The following is an 18915-nucleotide window of genomic DNA, read 5'->3' on the forward strand; positions in this document are numbered from 1 at the left end:
TCATCTGTCATAACGCAGCAGTCCTCCCTTATCATTCATTAATAGTCTTCTTCCTCTTCACCTTCACTGATATCGTTCTTCGGTTTCTGGAGGCCTTCAATCTTGATGCCGTTCTTTTCTGCATAATCCCAAAGGGCAGCATGAATTGCTTCTTCAGCAAGAAGAGAACAGTGTACCTTGACCGGAGGCAGACCATCAAGCGCTTCCATAACCGCTTTGTTGGTTACTTCCAACGCTTCATAAATTGTCTTGCCTTTGACAAGTTCTGTTGCCATACTGCTAGTTGCAACAGCGGCACCGCAGCCAAATGTTTTGAATTTGACATCTCTGATCACCTGGTTCTCATCAATATCAAAATATATTCTCATGATATCGCCGCACTTCGCATTGCCTACTGTGCCGACACCACTTGCATTTTCAATCTCTCCAACATTACGCGGATGCTGGAAATGATCCATAACTTTCTCGCTGTACATTATTTATTTCCTCCTGTTTTCTTGATGAAATCTTCATATAACGGTGACATGGAACGAAGACGTGCAACAATCTTCTCAATTTCATCTACAACACCGTCAATTTCTTCCTGTGTATTATCATAACCCAGTGTCAGTCTCAGAGAACCATGTGCAATCTCATGAGGCAGACCAATCGCCAGAAGGACATGGGATGGATCCAGGGAACCTGATGTACAGGCAGAACCACTGGATGCACAAATATGTGCCATATCCAGCATGATCAGCATGGATTCACCCTCAACAAACTGGAAACTGAAGTTGACATTATTCGGCAATCTGCGTGTTCTGTCACCATTCAGACGTGCATAAGGGATTCTCTTATAAATGGCATCAATCATGCGGTCTCTTAATTCGATTTCCTTCGATGTACGTTCTTCCATATCAGCCACTGCCATCTCAACTGCCTTGCCAAGACCGACAATACTCGGAACATTCTCTGTACCGGCACGACGCTTACGTTCCTGAGCACCGCCGTGAATAAATGAGCGGATCTTCACACCCTTGCGGATATAAAGGAATCCAATCCCCTTCGGTCCATTGATCTTGTGACCACTGATGCTGAGCATATCAATATGCATCTTGCCTACATCAATAGGCACCTGACAATAAGCCTGTACGGCATCTGTATGGAATAAAATACCATGCTCTTTCGCAATAGCACCAATCTCTTCAATTGGCTGAATCGTTCCGATCTCATTGTTGGCAAACATAACAGAAATCAGGATCGTATCCGGGCGGATAGCTGCTTTCAGCTGATCCAGTTTGATCACACCGTTCTCATCGACATCAATATAAGTGATCTCATATCCTCTGGATGCCAAATAATCGCATGTATGCAGAATCGCATGATGTTCAATCTTGGATGTAATGATATGCTTGCCTTTTGAAGCATATGCTTCAGCAGTCGCAACAAGTGCCCAGTTATCTGATTCACTGCCGCCGGCTGTAAAATATATATTCTCAGACGTTGTACCGATGGACTTCGCCATAATCTCACGCGCATGTGTAATAGCTGCCTTTGTTTCTGAGCCTAAACTGTAGATACTGGATGGATTGCCGTATTTCTCTGTAAAGTAAGGCAGCATGGCCTCAACGACTTCAGGTCTTGCAGCAGTTGTTGCTGCATGATCCAGATAAACTAAATGATCCATTTTGCTCATCTCCTTCAATTATTCAAAATTAATCATTGGTGACATATTTCCAAAGCGAGGGGACAGACACTCTCCCCGTCTCTTATATATTTATATATATGCATAATTATTCTCTATGTTATATGTCCCGCATTTTTAATGAAAACTTGCCTTTTTATCTTAACATTTCATCACATATTCGTCAAGTCTTTTTCATACTATTTTGGTAGGGAAAACAGTTTTTTAGGGCTTCTTCATCATATCTATCAGTTCTTCCTCTGTAATGACCGGTACTCCCAGTTCCCTGGCCCTTTTGTTCTTGGACGAAGCTGATGTCGAATCATTATTAATCAAATAACTGGTCTTAGATGAAACAGACCCCGCCACCTTGGCACCCTTTTCTTCAAGAAGCGCCTTTAAATTGTTTCGATTCTTGAAATGTTCCAACGAACCGGTAATAACAAATACCTTTCCATCAAAGACACGACCCTCTTCCGAGAAATTCTCCTGCTCAATCTCCACTTCCCCCAGCAGATCCTTCAGTTCTATCCTGTGCTGTTCATCTGCAAAATAGTCTGTAAAGCTGCCGGCAATCACAGGGCCAATACCATCAATCGCAGTCAATTCTTCCGTTGATGCTGCCAGCATTGCCTGTAAATCATTCCTGTAATGCTGACAAAGTAATCGTGCATTTGAAAGGCCGATATTCAGGATTCCAAGACTGTAGATCAGCTTCGCCAGCGTCACCTTTCTTGCCTTCTGGATGGATGCCATCAAGCGCTGATAAGACTTCTCCCCAAAACCGTCCATCTCTACAATCACATCATGATAACTATCCAAATGGAACATATCTGCCGGCTCACGCAGAAAACCGCTCTGTATAAACTTCTCCAGCGTTGCCTCAGACATTCCCTCTATGTTGAAAGCATCACGACTGACAAATAACGAAAAACGTTTGACATGCTTGGCCGGACATTCTTCATTAACACAATACAACGATGAAACATCATTCACACATCTGACTTCAGTCGGCTTTCCACAGACAGGACATTCCTTTGGAATTTCAAGCGTATCACTTCTGGTCAGATTCTCCGCAATCTGAGGAATGATCATATTGGCTTTGTAAACCTGGATCACATCACCCTTGCCCAACTGCAGCGCCCGCAAAATACTGATATTGTGAAGACTTGCCCTTGATACGGTGGTTCCTTCCAGTTCAACCGGCTCAAAAACTGCAATCGGATTGATTAGACCCGTTCGAGATGCACTCCATTCCACATCCAACAAATGCGTTTCCCGAATCTCATCCGCCCATTTAAAGGCAATGGCATTTCGCGGGAACTTCGCTGTAGTACCAAGGGATTCGCCATATGCGATATCCTCCAGGATCAAAACAAGTCCATCTGACGGGAAATCATTATCCGCTATTCGATCTGCAAACTGTGCTACATAAGTCGGAAGATTCTCTCTGTCAACCAGGACATGCTCCACTACGTCAAACCCCTGTGAGGAAAGCCACTCAAACTGCTGCATCCTTGAATTATAAAAATCCATGCCTTCAGCCACCACAAGGGTAAATGCAAAGAAGTAAACATTTCTCTCCGCTGTAACTGCATTATTCAGCTGTCTGACCGAACCGCTGCAGAGATTACGCGGATTCTTATATTTCGCCTCACTGTCCTCAATCTGACTGTTCAGCGCATTGAAATCCGAATACTTGATCACCGCCTCGCCGCGCAGTGTCAATTTTCCCTTAAAAGCAATCCGGTGGGGCACATTCTTAAATACTCTGGCATTGTTGGTGATGACCTCACCCACATAACCATTGCCTCTTGTAACCGCCTTCACAAGCTCTCCGTTGTCATAAGTCAGAACGATTGTCAGTCCATCCATCTTCCATGACAGAACTCCGGTCTGATCCCCCAGCCAGTCCGCAAGAACCTGTACATCCTTCGTCTTGTCCAGGGACAACATCGGATATTCATGCTCTTCTTTCGGTAATTCACTCAACACTTCATAACCCACATGAATCGTCGGGCTGTTACTAAGGGTGATGCCTGTCTCCTTCTCCAACTGTACCAGTTCATCATAAAGGGCATCATATTCATAGTTGCTCATCAGCTCTGTATCCTGCATATAATAAGCCTTTGACGCTCGATTCAGAATTCCTGTCAGTTCTTTGATTCTATCTGCTTTTGATATCATCTGCTCTTCCTCCGCTTCGACTGATTCCTGCGATCATTTGCAATAAACTGTCTTTTCAGCTGCTCAAGTTCTTCCGCTGTTACATCCCGCCACTTTCCAACCGGCAGACTGCCCAGACGGATATTCATAATACGGACCCGCTTAAGCTTCGTTACATGGTAATCAAAATGTCGGCACATATACCGAATCTGCCGGTTCAGCCCCTGTGTCAGAATAATAGAAAATGTGTAATCATCTATCCTCCGAAGCATACACGGACGTGTCACCGTATCCAGAATCGGCACTCCCTTTGACATGCCCTGAATAAATTCATCTGTTATCTTTTTATTCACCCGAACAATATACTCTTTCTCATGATACTGACTGGCCTTCAGAATATGATTGACAATTGTACCGTCATTCGTCAGAAGAATCAATCCCTCCGAATCCTTGTCCAGACGTCCGATCGGGTAAATCCGCTCCGGATAATGAATATAATCTATAATATTATTCTTCTCACGGACTCTATCTGTTGTACAGACAATTCCCCTTGGTTTATTAAAAGCGATCAAAACCATCCTGTCGTTTTGTCTGACAACCTTCGATCCTACCTTAACCACCTGCCCCGGCCTCACCCGGGTACCAAGCTCAGCCTTCGTGCCATCCACTGTCACGCGTCCTGCCTCAATCAGACGATCTGCTTCTCTTCTGGAACAAAAACCCGCATCACTCAGGAAACGATTAAGACGAACATCTGATTTATCTTCATTCTCATGTAATATATCCTTTTTAAAATTACTCATTTCTATACCTCTGTTACAAAAAAAGCTTTTGCTGCAGACACCTCCAGCAAAAGCTTTTATCATTCGTTCATCTAATTAGTTCTGTGTAGCTGTACTACTGTCCGTCTGTGATTCTGTCTCACCGGCCGACTCAGTCTCTGCTGCAGATTCAGTCTCTGACTGTCCTGATTCAGTTGAAGATGTATCGCTGGTATCAGTAGATGCTGAATTCGTTACACTTGTCTTAGAGCGCACCTTCTGCATGAATTCCATCAAGCTTGAATCATTCGCACAGGCACTGTCCATCTTGGTATTCACTGTAGAAATAAGATCCATGACATCCTGATCCTGGTAAAGCTGATTGATGTAATTCTGAGTGGCCTCATCATACTGAAAAGAACCTGTGGCAGCATTATAATCACCGCGATAAATATACAATGTTCCGTCATCCGCTGACTTCACATAAAATACGGAAAGATTCGGTGCCAGTGTCTTAATATCTGCCAACTTCAACTCATCATATACAAAAACAACATATTCTCCGGAATTCAGACCGCGTTTTGTATAATACTGCGTATTCTGATAATCCTCAATAATCTGTGAGGTTGCTGTCAATACATCTGCATTGATCTCCTGATCAGAATTATAAACCTTCTTCAGAAGATCTGTGTCACCCTCCTTAAATGCCTTACGGTAATTGGCAATCAGTTCATTCACTGCAGGATACTGATTCTCCTGAAGGGCATTGGTATTCTCATCGACACTGATGGTTGATTCTGCAGTCAAGCTGCCGGAATTGGCGGCCGTCCCTTTATTCTCCTTGCTTCCAAGGTTCACCACCAAACCTGCAATGGCAGCAACAACGACAACAACCGATAATATAATAATCAATATACTGTTTCGGTTCATAGCTATATTCTCCTCACCGGCAGAACTGTTTCTTCTGCTCTCTCTATCTCCTAATGGACTTTTCATTCCTCTCTATTCCTCCATACAATTACTCATCATAACGATGCTTTCATTCCTGAACATTCATCTGCAGCACTGCAGAATCATTCTGCGAATTCTGTTAAAAAAATACACCTGAAGGGAATCGAACCCTCGCACACGGCTCCGGAAACCGTTGCTCTATCCACTGAGCTACAGATGCAATTGTTATTGTACAATATTTTTTAACAGAATGCAATGGATAAATCACTTTTTCTTGTGTTATTTTTCTACATCAGAAATCAGATTCTGTTCTTTAAGGCCCGGACAACCGTCTCGAGTATCTTAATCCTTGCATAATACTTGGAATCAGCCTCAACAATCGTCCACGGTGCATAGGTAGTAGAAGTTCTCAAGATCATCTCATCGACAGCCTTGACATACGCATCCCACTTCTCACGATTGCGCCAGTCCTCATCCGTAATCTTCCACTGTTTCTCAGGATCCTCCATTCTCTCATTAAAACGTCGTTCCTGTTCATCCTTATCAATCTGAAGCCAGAATTTCAGAACAATCACCCCGTGGTCTGTCAAATTCTGCTCCATCTGGTTGATCTCTCTGTATGCACGGCGCCATTCTGCCTGGCTACAGAAGCCTTCAATACGCTCCACCATCACACGTCCATACCATGTCCGATCAAAAATCGTCATATGACCATCCTTCGGCATGGCTCGCCAGAAGCGCCACAGATAATGATGGGCCTTTTCTATATCATTCGGTGCCGCCGTCGGAACCACCTCGTATCCGCGCGGATCCAGAGGCTCTGTCAAACGCTTGATCGCACCGCCCTTTCCTGCCGCATCCCAGCCTTCCAAAGCCACAACAACAGGAATCCTCTTCAGATACATCTCATTCTGCAGACGGGTCAATTCTTTCTGCAGCACAGATAAACGCTTCTTGTAATCTTCCTTTGTCATTGTCAGACTGACATCCACACCGTCAAGAACCGTTGTACGCATTGTCTCTTCCGTACCCGGCAATTCTTCCTGCGCCCTCTCTGCCAAATGACTGCGGCTCTCTTTTGCATTCTCTTCATTCAAACGTTCTTCTATCATCCCGGCAACAATTGTCATGACTTTCACTGCTGCATATTCCCTGTCTGTTGCCTCAATGACATGCCATGGTGCCCATGACATATCGGTCTGTTCCAGCATATGATCATACATCGGCAGATACGCCTTGTACTGCTTAAAATGCTTCCAGTCCGCTTTGGTCACACGCCACTTCGTCTCAGATGAACGTTCTAGCTTCTTCAGACGCTTCTCCTGTTCATCGGCAGAAATATGCAGGAAAAATTTGATGATCAATGTTCCGTCAGCCGACAGCTGTTCCTCGAATGAAAGAATCTGATGATACGCTGCATCCAGGCGCTTCTGATCCATTGGCGCATCCATCTGTTCTGTGATCACGCGCCGATACCAGCTTCGGTCAAAGATATGCATGCGCCCCTTCGCCGGTGTCTTCGTCCAGAAACGCCACAAAAACGGATGCATATGCTCTTCTTCATTTTCTGCCTGAATGGTAAATACCTTAAATCCACGCGGATCCAGCGGCTGTATCAGGCGACTGATCATCGTTCCCTTACCGGATGCGCCCCATCCTTCAAAAACAACCATCACCGGCAAACCCTTAGCCCGCGCTTCTCGCTGAAGCGCAGCAAACTTCGGCGCCAGTTTATCCATCATTTCTTTGTATTCGTTTTTGGTAAGATTTTTATTTAAATCGACTTCTCTCAGCATTTCATTCTCCTCTGCAAATAAAACAAAAGGAGATGCCGTAAAATGACATACCCGGAAAAGGTACTGCGACCTCTCCGTATTTTACAACATCCCCTCTTTTGTGCTCCGTCCGCAGGACAGATAGATCAATAATACTTTTTTCTTCCCCAGAGATTGCTCTTCTTGAATTCTATATATTCACTGTAAGCCTTCTCAAGGATCTGCCTCTCATTCGTAAATTTCAGTAAATGATAAGCTTCGTGATACTTATAATACCCCGAATCCACGAAATACTCTTCACGCTGTGGTTTGCTGAAATAGCTGTCAGACATCATCAAATACCAGTGGACTTCCTTCATCACCACATCCTGGGATGTATTGAAGCTGTACTGGCTCTTGCCTACATATTTCACAATAGATGCGTCTACACCCGTTTCTTCTTTCACTTCTCTGAGTGCCGTTTCCTTAAATTCTTCGCCTGCCTCAACAGTACCTTTCGGTAACACCCATCCTTCATATTTATTTCTGTAATTCTTATACAGCAGAAGGATTTTACCTCTGAATATAACCACACCGCCACAGCTCGTTGCCTTTGTCATCGCAATTCCTCCCTGCTCATTGGTGTGTCAATCAAGTATTCTATCTATTAGTATACAATGCTTTGAGGTATTTTACAATAATATCACAGGAATTTAACCTGTTGTTTGTAAAGGAATACCTGTCCATTTAATTATTCAGATAAGCATCCAGTATCTCTCCGGCAATAGGAACCGCTTCGATGCTGGCTGTTCCGGCATCTTCCACCAATACGCAGATGGCAATCTTCGGATCATCCGCCGGTGCAAAACCGACAAACCAGGCATTGTTGCCTCTTCCGACAACTTCCGCTGTTCCTGTCTTTCCGGCAACAGAGTAATTCTTGCCGGAAAGTTTGTAACCGGTACCCTCTTCAACAACCGCCTTCATCATCTTGGTCAGCTGTGAAGATTCCGAAGTTGACATCAGCGTTCCATAGTTCTCTGATTCATATTGTTCAATCACAGAACCTTCCGTGCTCTGAACAGAATCAATCACATACGGCTTCATCAATGTTCCGCCGTTGGCAATGGCACTGACGAGCATAGCTGCATGGATCGGAGAAATAACTGTATTGCCCTGGCCAATAGCCGTTGCACCAATCTGCCACTGGCTGTCTGTGTTAGACAGACTGAACTGGCTTTTAGCCGTCGTAAACTTCGTTGGCAGTGTCTGATTAAACAGCAGCGAATTGGCCACTTCATTCATTTTGTCTACACTGATGGATAACCCCAGATTGGCAAATGATGCATTACAGGATTCTGCAAAAGATTCAAGCAGATCCACCTGTCCATGCTCTTCACCGCCATAACACTTAATATAGCTGTCACCGCTGTCAGACTGCAGTGAAATCGAACCATCACAGTAATAGCTGTAATTATCCGGGTCACCGCCGCTGCGAAGATATGCCAATAACGTCACCATCTTGAATATAGAACCCGGTACAAAAAGTCCCTGCGTTGACTGATTCAGAAGAACTTTGCTGTTCTCATCACTAATAATGTCCTGATAATTATCAACCAGTGAATTCGGGTCGTAGTCCGGTTTTGAAATCATCGCCAGTACCTTACCTGTGGATGGTTCTATTGCCACTACAGCGCCCTCTCTGTCTCCCAGAGCATCATGAGCAACCTGCTGCAGATTGGCATTTAATGTTGTCACCACATTATCCGCCGGATTCTTCTGACCTCTGATCTCATTAATAATCTTCTCCACTGGCTGGATATCTGACGTAATCAGATTGTAATCGGCTGTCAGCTCCACACCGGACTTGTTCACATCACTTGTTCCCACCACATGGGCAAATGTACATCCATACGGATAATAACGGTAATAATTGCCATTGTCATCCTTGATGGATTCTGCCAGAACTTCTCCGTCCGCTGAAAGAATCTCTCCTCTGACAACACTGTCCGCCATCTTGGCCAGACGGCTGTTATGCGGATTATTAATAACTTCCTTGCTTGTCACGCCGTCAAAATAAATAAAGTAACCGATCATTCCGAAGAAAAGCAGCATCATCACATACGTAATACGCATGATCTCTTTGTTCGTGCGTTTCTTTTCACTGAGTTCACGGCGCAGTTCTATATCATCAATATCCGTCTCTTCATCTTTTCTTCTGCGGCGTTTTTTCTTTTTGGTATTTGTCTTTTTCACAGGAACCTCGTCTGCAACAGCCTTAGCGGCCTGTTTATTCTGTCTTTTTCCCTGCGGCTGTTCATCTGATTTCTTTGTTTCACACTGCTGTTTCTGAGCAGTACGCTGTTTCTCCAGCGCACGCTGCTTCCTGCGTCTGTCTCGCTCAGCCGCTTCCTGTTCATTGACCTTGCGGTAGTGTTCGATATCCTTCTCATCAAAATCAAAATGATCCACATCATCCACACCCGGCACATAGTCCATCATTCCGTCATCCGAAAGCAGATCAAAGTCATCCGATGGATCTTTCCTGACATTGACAACGGTATCATCCAGACTGGCCTTCTTATACACGCGTCTGGTCATTCCACTGTCGTTGTTCTGATTCTCGTCGTTTTTCTTCAATCTCTTTCACCTCCTTCTGTTTCAACAGATAAAGTCCCTGAATCACTGCAAATACAATGATTGTGGAAAGAATGGAACTTCCGCCGTAACTGATCAGTGGCAATGTAACACCGGTATGCGGAATAAACTTGATAACACCACCGATACACAGGAACAGCTGAAAACCATATGCAATGCTCAGGCCAATTGCCAGAAGCTTATAGAAATTATTGGTCAAACGCAGCGAAATATTAATGAACATAATAAAACAGCTCATAAATACCAAAATAAGACAGATGGCAAAAAAACCACCCAGTTCCTCAGCGATCACCGCAAAAATAAAGTCACTTTCCCTTACAGGAATATCCTTTGGCATTCCCTGATACAGACCCATGCCAAACCATCCGCCTGTTCCGATGGCAAACAGTGACTGAGCGATCTGATATCCAGCATCGTTATAATTGCCCCAAGGATCCTTCCAGGCAACAACTCTTCGTTTGACATGGTCAAACAGATGATAAGCAACAACAGAAGCACCGGCTCCTGCCGCAAGGCCCATAAGCGGCCACATGGCTCTACGTGTTGCCACGTAAAGCATCACAATATACGTAACAAAGAAAATAACTGCCGCACCAAGGTCTTTCTCAACAACAAGCATCAGCACATGCACTCCCGCCAGAGCGGAGGTGAGCATGATCTGCTTCAAACTGGTGTTTTTATACAGCATAGCTGCTACAAAAAACACAAAAATAATCTTTGCTAATTCTGAAGGCTGAAAACCAATACCCGCAATGCTGATCCAGTTGGTCGCACCATAAACCTTTGTACCAAAAATAAATACGGAACCAACAACTCCGAGACCGATAATGCCGTAAACAATACCGAGCCTGCTCAAAAAACCGACTTTCTCCACAATCACCGGCACTGTCAGGCTGAAGGCAACAGATGCAACAGCAATTAAAAATTGCTTCACTGCAAGTGTCATGTCCAGTCTTGTCAGCATTACAAAACCGATCATCATCAGAAAAAACATATTGTTGATCAAAAGCTTTGACGCATTCCTGTAAATATTGTTGTACATAAACAACGCAACAATAAAGAAACACAGCTGTGCACCGTAAAAGACAAGTACATACATGGATTTCTCATTCAGAAAAATAATCGTATAAAGCATGAGATGAATCCAGAGCATCAGAAAATTCTGGCTTCTGTAAATCCTTCGCTTTTTCTTTTCCTTTTTGACACTGAAAACCGTAAAACAGCGAATCGTATAAATCGCCATGATCAATGCAACCATGTACTTAAATAACTGCGTAATAACATTAACCATCCTGTCCCTATTCTACTCCTCTTTTATAATGTCCTTTCGTGAAATCTCCGGCAGCTGTCACCCGTTCTCCCTGAAGGGCACGGATGCATGCTTCTGCCATTGCTCTGACAGTATCGCCTGTCTCATTGACAAATTGAAGGCGTACACCGCCAATACCACTTTCCGTTGCCTCATCCAATACATCCATTAAGTATAACGGCACTGAATTGTAAATAAGATTATAGCAGAAAGCGCAGACATTATGCACCAGAAACTTCTTGTGTCTGCGATCTTCCAGTTCATAATACCCGGGTTCTTTGGTGCATTTGCCGGTTGTCTTCATAAGGCATTGTGCTGACACCATAAGCGGCTGATATCCGTAGACAATCATCTCGCTGTTCACCGCAGATTGAAGTCCTGCAATCTCCCTTCGATTCAGTTCCACAGATAAGGTCATCTGATCCATCATCTGCTCATATACACGGCCGGCTCTGTCATTCATACAATACATATTATAATCCGATATACACGGTTGGTCAAATCCTGCCTTTCTCAGCATCAGCAGCGTCTCCATATTTCTCACCAGGAAACCGTCTGTCGTTGACTTCAGCTTCTGAATTTTAGACAGACACTGCTTCTTTGTATCATTTCTTAAAATAAAAGGCATTGCCAGATAGAATTCTTTGCCCGCACCATGTGTCATAGCAGCTGCTTCAACTGCAAGATTGTCATTGCCTTCGTAATTAAAATAAATGCGGCTGATACCATCCACCTTTGATGCTGCAAGCACCTGTGCTCTCGAAGATGCCAGAACACTGATGGATACAGGTCTCTTTTCTCGCTTTCTGCTATCATTCGACGACTGTAAAATCGACGGCTGCTGTCTTCTGAATGGTGTCAGTACGGCTCTTTCCACAGTATCAAGCGCCTCACGCCTAAACTGGTTCAATTCCTGGACCGTCATATAGCAGTCCTCTTCAAGGAAAATCTCCAACTGATCGAATTCAAAAGGTGTCCCCCCCGTCTTCATCAGGCGCCTGCGAATCTCCTCTTCTGTAAGCGGCCGCTTCTGGGCTGGCTGGACAATCGCTCCCTCACTGCAGACATGCATATCTCTATAATATACATCTATTCTAGCAGGTAAATCTTTCGAAATACTTACATATCCATAAAGCTTCTCTTTCAGGTCACTGTTTTTGACATACTGCTCAGCAACCGTCTGGATCAGCGATTGATTTCGTGTTCTCATAACGGAACATGTCTGCTTAAATGGTTTGCCTGTATACTTCACCTTCAGCTGTCCACCCACCGAAACAGCTTTGTCCAGTTTGACTGACTGTCCATCCGGCAATTCCAGAACATCACCCGCTCCCAGGTCCTTCATAGGCTGTATCTCCATTTCACCCCTGCGGTTTATTCTTCCTTGTCCGATATTCAAGCCCGAATGGTTCGGACGTTTAACCGACATCATCTCCTGCCCATTGTGCCTGTAAAAATAGCCGTCCGTGAAACCGCCTCTGTTATACAGATCCATTAACTGCTCCAGATCTGCCTGATCCACATGATAATGTTCACGCCCGCCTGTCAGATATAGATCTGTATACTTGCGATATAAATAAGCTGTCAGTGCTGCGTATTCCGGCTTTTTCATGCGGCCTTCTATCTTCAGAGAATCCACACCTGCATTAATCAGATCCGGCAGCAGCTGCAGGCTGCACAAATCCTTCGGACTGAGAAGATAGCCGCTCTTCTCCCTGCTGTCCGAATGAAAGGTCCATGGAAGGCGGCATGGCTGTGCACATCTGCCGCGATTACCGCTTCTTCCTCCGATCATACTGCTCATCAGGCACTGTCCCGAATAGCAGTAACAAAGTGCTCCATGCACAAATGTCTCAATCTCCACCCCTGTCTGCTGTTTCATATCCGCAATTTCTGATAAATCCAGCTCACGGGGTGTAACAATTCTTGATGCACCATGATCTCTGAGCCATTTGCCGTAATCCGTTCCACAGACTGTCATCTGTGTACTGGCATGTATCGCCATATCCGGAAAAAGTGTATGGATCATTTCCATAACGCCCAAATCCTGTACAATGACCGCGTCCAGTCCCTGTTCATAAAAAGGCCGGATATAATCTTCCAGCTGCCCTTCTATTTCTGTGTTTTTCAAAAGTGTATTCACCGTCATATAAAGCTTCCGCCCATGAAGATGCGCATAGTCAATCGCTGACAGCATCTGCCCTGCATCCGCATTATCTGCATAGGCTCTTGCACCGAACATCGGTCCGCCCATATACACAGCATCCGCGCCTGCCTTATAGGCCGCCTTCATCGTATCAAAAGAGCCTGCCGGTGCCAGTACCTCTATTTCTCTCATTCTCTATCTCCTGTCCTGCCGTGAAAAAAGAAAGGGCGCCGCAACTTATCACTACTGAATCCGTACAGCAACCCTTTTTACATCGTCAAGAAAGCCGATTAATCATTCTGGCGTTCGGCCTTCGCCTCAAGCTTTACAATCTGTTTCTGAAGTTCATTAATCTCGTCTTTCAGCTGATCAATCTTCTTCGTGGATTCATCCAACTGAATCTGTGCTGAGATCAATTCGTGCTTTAGATCATACTCAGCCTTATCCTTATCTTCCAGATCTGCTTCAAGCTCGCTGATTCGTTTCCTTGCTTTATAATAATCATCTGCCATGTTCAGCTCCAGCAAAGTCTTCTGCATATCGCTGCCCATCCGCTTATATCCCGGCATCTGATTAAGCTCTGTCATCTTATTGTTGATATATAATGCAATCTTCTGAAGATATTCCTCGCTCTCATAGCCGCTCAGTGTATAGACCTTTCCACCGAGCAAAACCTGAACATCTGTCTTTGATGCCATTCCATATCCTCCTTTTATCTTCAGTCCTTACAAGGTTCATTGTCACCCAATCCCGTCTGTTACCATTATAAACGAATTAACCGGAATTACAAGTCTTAATTCACGTCCTTCAAGCAGGCATTGTCTCCTGTTATAACGCATCAGCCGGAATTCCGCAGTGAGCTCTGGCAAGTTCTGTTACAACTCTTCCCCGCGGTGTTCTCTGTATAAATCCATTCTTGATCAGATATGGTTCATACACCTCTTCCAATGTTCCGGAATCCTCTCCAAGAGCTGCCGCCAGTGTATCAAGACCAACCGGTCCGCCTCTGAACTTATTCATCATGGTGAGCAAAATGTTTCTATCTGACTGGTCCAGACCATACTTATCCACATCCAGAAGATCCAGTGCTTCATTGGCAACCTGCAGCGTGATCACACCATCATGACAAACCTGGGCATAATCGCGCACACGCTTTAGCAGCCGATTAGCCAGACGCGGGGTTCCTCTGGAACGTCTGGCAAGCTCCTCCGCTCCCCGCTCATCGATCTTCACATGTAAAACTTCTGCTGACCGCCTGATAATCGTCATTAAATCCTGGGTTGAATAAAATTCCAGACGACTGACAACACCAAAACGATCTCTGAGTGGCGCCGTCAACAGTCCGGCTCTTGTCGTTGCCCCCACCAGTGTAAACTTCGGAAGATCCAGACGGATGGATCTTGCAGCTGCGCCTTTGCCAATCACAATATCAATTGCAAAATCTTCCATCGCCGGATAAAGGACCTCTTCTACCTGTCTGTTCAAGCGATGAATTTCATCAATGAAGAGAACATCCCCCTCCGACAGATTATTCAATATAGCAGCAATCTCACCCGGTTTCTCAATGGCCGGTCCCGATGTCACTTTCATCTTCACGCCCATTTCATTGGCAATAATTCCCGCCAACGTCGTCTTTCCTAATCCCGGAGGCCCATAGAACAGGACATGATCAAGTGGTTCTTCTCTCTGTCTGGCTGCCTCAATATAAATAGAAAGTGTTTCCTTCACTTTCTGCTGTCCGATATAATCCTTCAGAAGCTGAGGCCTGAGATGATTCTCGATCTTGACATCTTCCTCTGCAAACTCGGTTGTAATAATTCGTTTTGCCATTGTCTCTCACCTAAAATATCATAATTTTCTTCAAAGCCTGTTTCAAAAGCGTCTCACTGTCCATCTCATCTGCCCCTGAAACAGCACGCACCGCACGAACAGCTTCCGTATTACCATAGCCCAGTGCTGTCAATGCCATAATGACTTCATCCCGAACATTCGCAGCCGCATCGCCAGGGTCCGAAAGACTCATCTCTGCATCGCCATGACCTTCGATCATGGATTCAAGATTCAGCTTGTCCTTCAATTCAATAATCATTCGCTTCGCCGTCTTCGGTCCGATCCCCGGAGCCTTGGCAATTGCCTTGGCATCTTCCGCTAATATTGCAAAACGGAGCTCGTCAGCTGTCATCGCTGACAAAATTGCCAATGCCGCTTTCGGTCCGACACCATTGACAGTGATCAGCAGCTTGAAGATCTTCAGATCATCTTTCGTCAAAAAGCCAAATAATCCCAATGCATCTTCTCTCACATAAGTATACGTATATATCTTAACAACATTCCCTGGATCCGGCAGTACCTGAGCTACCGACACGGGTATCTGTATTTCATAGCCAATACCATGACAGGCAACAACAATCGTATCCTGGCCGGCATCACATAATTCTCCCTGAATAAACGCTATCACTCATTTCACCTCTTCGAAAATCATCATACCACAAAACAACTGTTCAGTCCAGTCCAAACACAAAACAACTGTTCAGTCGATAAAGGCTGTTCAACTATGTCTCTTTATGATAAGATAGCGTCAGGAGGATCTATTATGCTTACATTTGATACATTTTATCCATCAGACATACATATTACTGATCAGACGCTGCTTCTGAACATCGAGACAACCGGTCTTTCCCCCAGGAACGCTTTTGTGTTTATGATCGGACTGGGATGGCAGGAAGAAAAAGGATGGCATTTTCAATGTCTGCTGGCCGAAAAGAAAATGGATGAGCGTGAACTGATGCAGTCTTTCCAACAGATACTTGAGAATTTCAGCCAGGTACTCACCTATGGCGGTCACAGTTTTACTTACCGCTTTCTCAACAACCGCTGGCGCAATTACAGCGACGCCGACTGTTTTTCCAGCGAAGATACTGCTGATCTGACACTCTTTCAAAGCGTCCGACAGCTGGATATTCAAAAAGATATCTCTCCTTTCAGGCATCTGCTTTCTCTGGAAAACACCCGAAAAGCCACCGCTGAAGCCTTTATTCGCTATACCCGTCCTGAGCATCTTGACCCTGAAGCATTGGTTAAATGCTATACATCATGGGAGCTTTCCAAAGAACATACGCTGCTTTTACATCTGAAGTCCCATCATGAAGCGGATATGATCGGACTACTCCACCTCCATTCACTCTCTGCCTATACACAATTTTTCAGAGGAAGGTTCGCCAAAGTACATCTTTGCAGGTTAGAAGAGAATTTCTGTCACCTTGCTCTCATATTAGAGACACCGGTCCCCCAAAGGGTCCAACTGTCGAATGCTCTGCTTTCTCTCTCTTTAGAGAAAGATACGGCACATCTTGTCATTCCGGTTTTATCCGGTGAATTGAAATATTTTCTCCCAGGCCCCGTCAAAGACTATTATTATCTTCCCAAAGAAGACCGTGCCATCCATCGCTCTATTGCCTGTTACGTCGATAAAGCATACCGTCAAAAAGCAACCGCAGCCACCTGTTACATCCGCCAGGAGGGGATTTTCCTCCCATCTTTTGACACTTCACTGCAGCCTACTTTCAGGAAAAGCTTCGATGACAAGCAGCTGTATATCCTGTGTGATACAGAAAAATTGACATCTGACCCGGCATTTCTCAGGTCTTATATATCCTCTCTCATCAAAGAAGTTACTTCTGTGTAACACCGTTTTTCCGTATGATTTAAAAAGCAAAAATAAAAGGGCTCTGTGCCCTTTTATTTTTTCTTCGATTCTGCATCTTTTTTATTTTTGCCGAGGATGGAGTGAAAATCCAGCTTCTTTCTGGCATCATTGACCATCTGATCAATTTCTGCTTCAGCCTCTTTATCCACATTGACCGTGGAATTCATTTCATACTTTCTCTTCTCAATCTGATTCAGAAAATTCCTTCTGCTGTTTTTAGACATCGTGCGATCAAGAAAAGTATCACGACTGACTGCATAAATCCACGGATGTGTCTGACAAATCTTCTCCTTTGCCTGGTGTCCGGCCTCTGATTGCTTCGCATCCAATACAATGGTATGGCACTTAAAATCCCGGTCATAAATATACAGTGTATATTCTGAAGGCTTTGCAACAGTTCCATAAACAGGATCTTCAAAACAGGCAATAACATTCTCCAGCCGTATCACCTTACACATATTAAAAATATGCTTGGAAAAGAGTAGCATAAACTGATCCGTTACAATCAGATTGCCTGCACTGACCACTGACTTGTCCTGCATATCTTTCTTCAACAGATCATAACTTCGCTGACTTCGTCCAAAAACGAATCTTTCAAAATGAAAAGCCTGATAAATCAGCACAATTCCCAACGCAACCATCAATGCGCAGATCAGCAGTCCTAATATATATGCAAGTCTGCTGTTGGCATCATAACTGTTCATGACTTCCTGCAAAATAGAGACGACAATCCCTGCTGAAATCAACAACAGTGAGCATCCCATCATCAAGCGTAATACAAAGCATTTTAACTTTATCGCATAGTAAGGCTGCATATAAAACCTCCTTTTGAAAAAAGAGGCCTTACCTGCCAACAGCAGGCAAAGCCTCTCCTGAAATCATAAATGATAATTTATTCTTCAGTTTCTTCCTTTGCATCAAGTGCTTTCATGCTCAGGCTGATCTTCTGAGATTCTTCATTGAAATCTACAACCTTTGCTGTGATTGTCTGACCATATGAAAGAACATCAGATGGTTTGTCAACATGATCTCTGGAAATCTGAGATACATGAAGAAGTGCATCTACGCCTGGTTCAAGTTCAACGAATGCACCAAAGTCTGTCATTCTTGCAACTTTACCTTCAACAACATTGCCTACCGCATACTTATCAGCAGCTGTAAGCCATGGATTTGTTTCAGGGAATTTCAGGCTTAATGCAATCTTTTCGCCCTGAATATCTTTGATCAGGACTTTAAGTGTATCACCGACTTTAAGAACCTTCTTTGGATTCTCAACTCTGCCCCATGACATTTCAGAAATGTGAAGCAGACCATCTGCACCGCCAAGATCGATGAATGCACCAAAATCTGTTACATTCTTTACACGGCCTTCAACTGTATCACCGATATTGATCTTTTCAAATAATTCTTTCTGTTTCTGAGCTTTCTCAGCAAGGATCAGCTGCTTTCTGTCACCGATGATTCTTCTCTTGCGTGGATTAAACTCTGTGATTACAAAAGAGATCTCCTGATCCTGGTACTTGGACAGGTTCTTCTCATAAGTATCGGAAACAAGGCTTGCAGGAATAAATACTCTTGCTTCTTCTACAACAACGCTTAAGCCACCGTCAAGAACGTTAGCAACTTTTGCTGTAAGGACTTCCTTGTTGTTATAAGCTTCTTCAATTCTCTTGTTGCCTCTTTCAGCCAGCAGTCTCTTATATGTTAAGAGAACCTGACCTTCACCATCATTTACTTTCAGAACTTTAGCCTGCATTGTATCGCCAACATTGACAACTGTTCTAAGGTCGAGATTAGATGT

Annotated in this window: 16 protein-coding genes and 1 tRNA gene; 1 reads left to right on the top strand and 16 read right to left on the bottom strand. The window is 44.3% G+C overall.

Annotation, left to right across the window (positions count from 1 at the left end):
* Positions 1–38: 38 nt before the first annotated feature.
* The 14 genes from nifU to ruvA form a co-directional block, all read right to left on the bottom strand.
* Entirely contained in the window at positions 39–476 is a 438-nt protein-coding gene (gene nifU / locus WMO25_RS00325) for a Fe-S cluster assembly scaffold protein NifU (protein WP_015514167.1), read from the bottom strand.
* Positions 476–1666 (bottom strand): cysteine desulfurase NifS, encoded by a 1191-nt coding sequence (nifS, locus tag WMO25_RS00330; protein WP_349083249.1) that lies wholly within the window; start codon positions 1664–1666, stop codon positions 476–478. Before nifS ends, nifU begins: the two co-directional genes overlap by 1 nt.
* Positions 1667–1888: 222 nt before the next feature.
* Positions 1889–3850 carry an NAD-dependent DNA ligase LigA gene (gene ligA / locus WMO25_RS00335; RefSeq protein ID WP_349083251.1) on the bottom strand — a complete coding sequence of 654 codons (1962 nt, stop codon included), beginning with the start codon at positions 3848–3850 and terminating at the stop codon, positions 1889–1891.
* Positions 3847–4632, bottom strand: a complete 786-nt coding sequence (locus WMO25_RS00340) for a pseudouridine synthase (protein ID WP_349083253.1) — start codon at positions 4630–4632, stop codon at positions 3847–3849. The genes ligA and WMO25_RS00340 overlap by 4 nt, the downstream gene beginning before the upstream one ends.
* Before the next feature lie 75 nt (positions 4633–4707).
* Positions 4708–5586: a hypothetical protein gene (locus WMO25_RS00345; protein WP_349083255.1), complete on the bottom strand. Its 879-nt coding sequence runs from the start codon at positions 5584–5586 to the stop codon at positions 4708–4710.
* Between the two features lie 103 nt (positions 5587–5689).
* Positions 5690–5761: transfer RNA gene (locus tag WMO25_RS00350), tRNA-Arg, on the bottom strand.
* Positions 5762–5840: 79 nt separating this feature from the next.
* Positions 5841–7337 carry a phosphate--AMP phosphotransferase gene (locus WMO25_RS00355; protein WP_349083256.1) on the bottom strand — a complete coding sequence of 499 codons (1497 nt, stop codon included), beginning with the start codon at positions 7335–7337 and terminating at the stop codon, positions 5841–5843.
* Positions 7338–7462: 125 nt separating this feature from the next.
* Positions 7463–7915: an NUDIX hydrolase gene (locus tag WMO25_RS00360; protein ID WP_117526832.1), complete on the bottom strand. Its 453-nt coding sequence runs from the start codon at positions 7913–7915 to the stop codon at positions 7463–7465.
* A gap of 127 nt (positions 7916–8042) precedes the next feature.
* Positions 8043–9935, bottom strand: a complete 1893-nt coding sequence (locus WMO25_RS00365; protein ID WP_349083259.1) for a peptidoglycan D,D-transpeptidase FtsI family protein — start codon at positions 9933–9935, stop codon at positions 8043–8045.
* Positions 9877–11244, bottom strand: coding sequence for an FtsW/RodA/SpoVE family cell cycle protein (locus WMO25_RS00370; RefSeq protein WP_250796946.1), 1368 nt, complete (start codon positions 11242–11244; stop codon positions 9877–9879). Before WMO25_RS00370 ends, WMO25_RS00365 begins: the two co-directional genes overlap by 59 nt.
* Before the next feature lie 7 nt (positions 11245–11251).
* On the bottom strand, positions 11252–13600 hold the full coding sequence (locus tag WMO25_RS00375) for a U32 family peptidase (RefSeq protein ID WP_349083261.1): 2349 nt from the start codon (positions 13598–13600) through the stop codon (positions 11252–11254).
* A 98-nt stretch (positions 13601–13698) separates the two neighbouring features.
* Positions 13699–14106: a cell division protein ZapA gene (locus WMO25_RS00380; RefSeq protein WP_015514158.1), complete on the bottom strand. Its 408-nt coding sequence runs from the start codon at positions 14104–14106 to the stop codon at positions 13699–13701.
* Positions 14107–14236: 130 nt separating this feature from the next.
* Positions 14237–15238, bottom strand: coding sequence for a Holliday junction branch migration DNA helicase RuvB (gene ruvB / locus WMO25_RS00385; protein ID WP_227082771.1), 1002 nt, complete (start codon positions 15236–15238; stop codon positions 14237–14239).
* 10 nt (positions 15239–15248) lie between these two features.
* Complete coding sequence (ruvA, locus tag WMO25_RS00390; RefSeq protein ID WP_349083264.1) at positions 15249–15866, bottom strand: Holliday junction branch migration protein RuvA; 618 nt, start codon at positions 15864–15866, stop codon at positions 15249–15251.
* 135 nt (positions 15867–16001) lie between these two features.
* Between ruvA and WMO25_RS00395 the strand changes: the two genes are divergently transcribed.
* Entirely contained in the window at positions 16002–17093 is a 1092-nt protein-coding gene (locus WMO25_RS00395; protein WP_349083267.1) for a ribonuclease H-like domain-containing protein, read from the top strand.
* Positions 17094–17146: 53 nt separating this feature from the next.
* On the opposite strand, the gene WMO25_RS00400 is transcribed toward WMO25_RS00395, so the two are convergent.
* Both WMO25_RS00400 and WMO25_RS00405 read right to left on the bottom strand, forming a co-directional pair.
* A complete protein-coding gene (locus tag WMO25_RS00400) occupies positions 17147–17929 on the bottom strand; it encodes a hypothetical protein (RefSeq protein ID WP_349083268.1) in 783 nt (260 codons plus the stop codon).
* A gap of 77 nt (positions 17930–18006) precedes the next feature.
* The coding region (locus WMO25_RS00405) for a 30S ribosomal protein S1 (RefSeq protein WP_349083269.1) at positions 18007–18915 on the bottom strand (909 nt) is incomplete at its 5' end.

It is taken from the genome of Coprococcus intestinihominis, from assembly GCF_040096555.1.
In the GTDB taxonomy this organism is placed as follows: Bacteria; Bacillota; Clostridia; order Lachnospirales; family Lachnospiraceae; genus Coprococcus_A; species Coprococcus_A intestinihominis.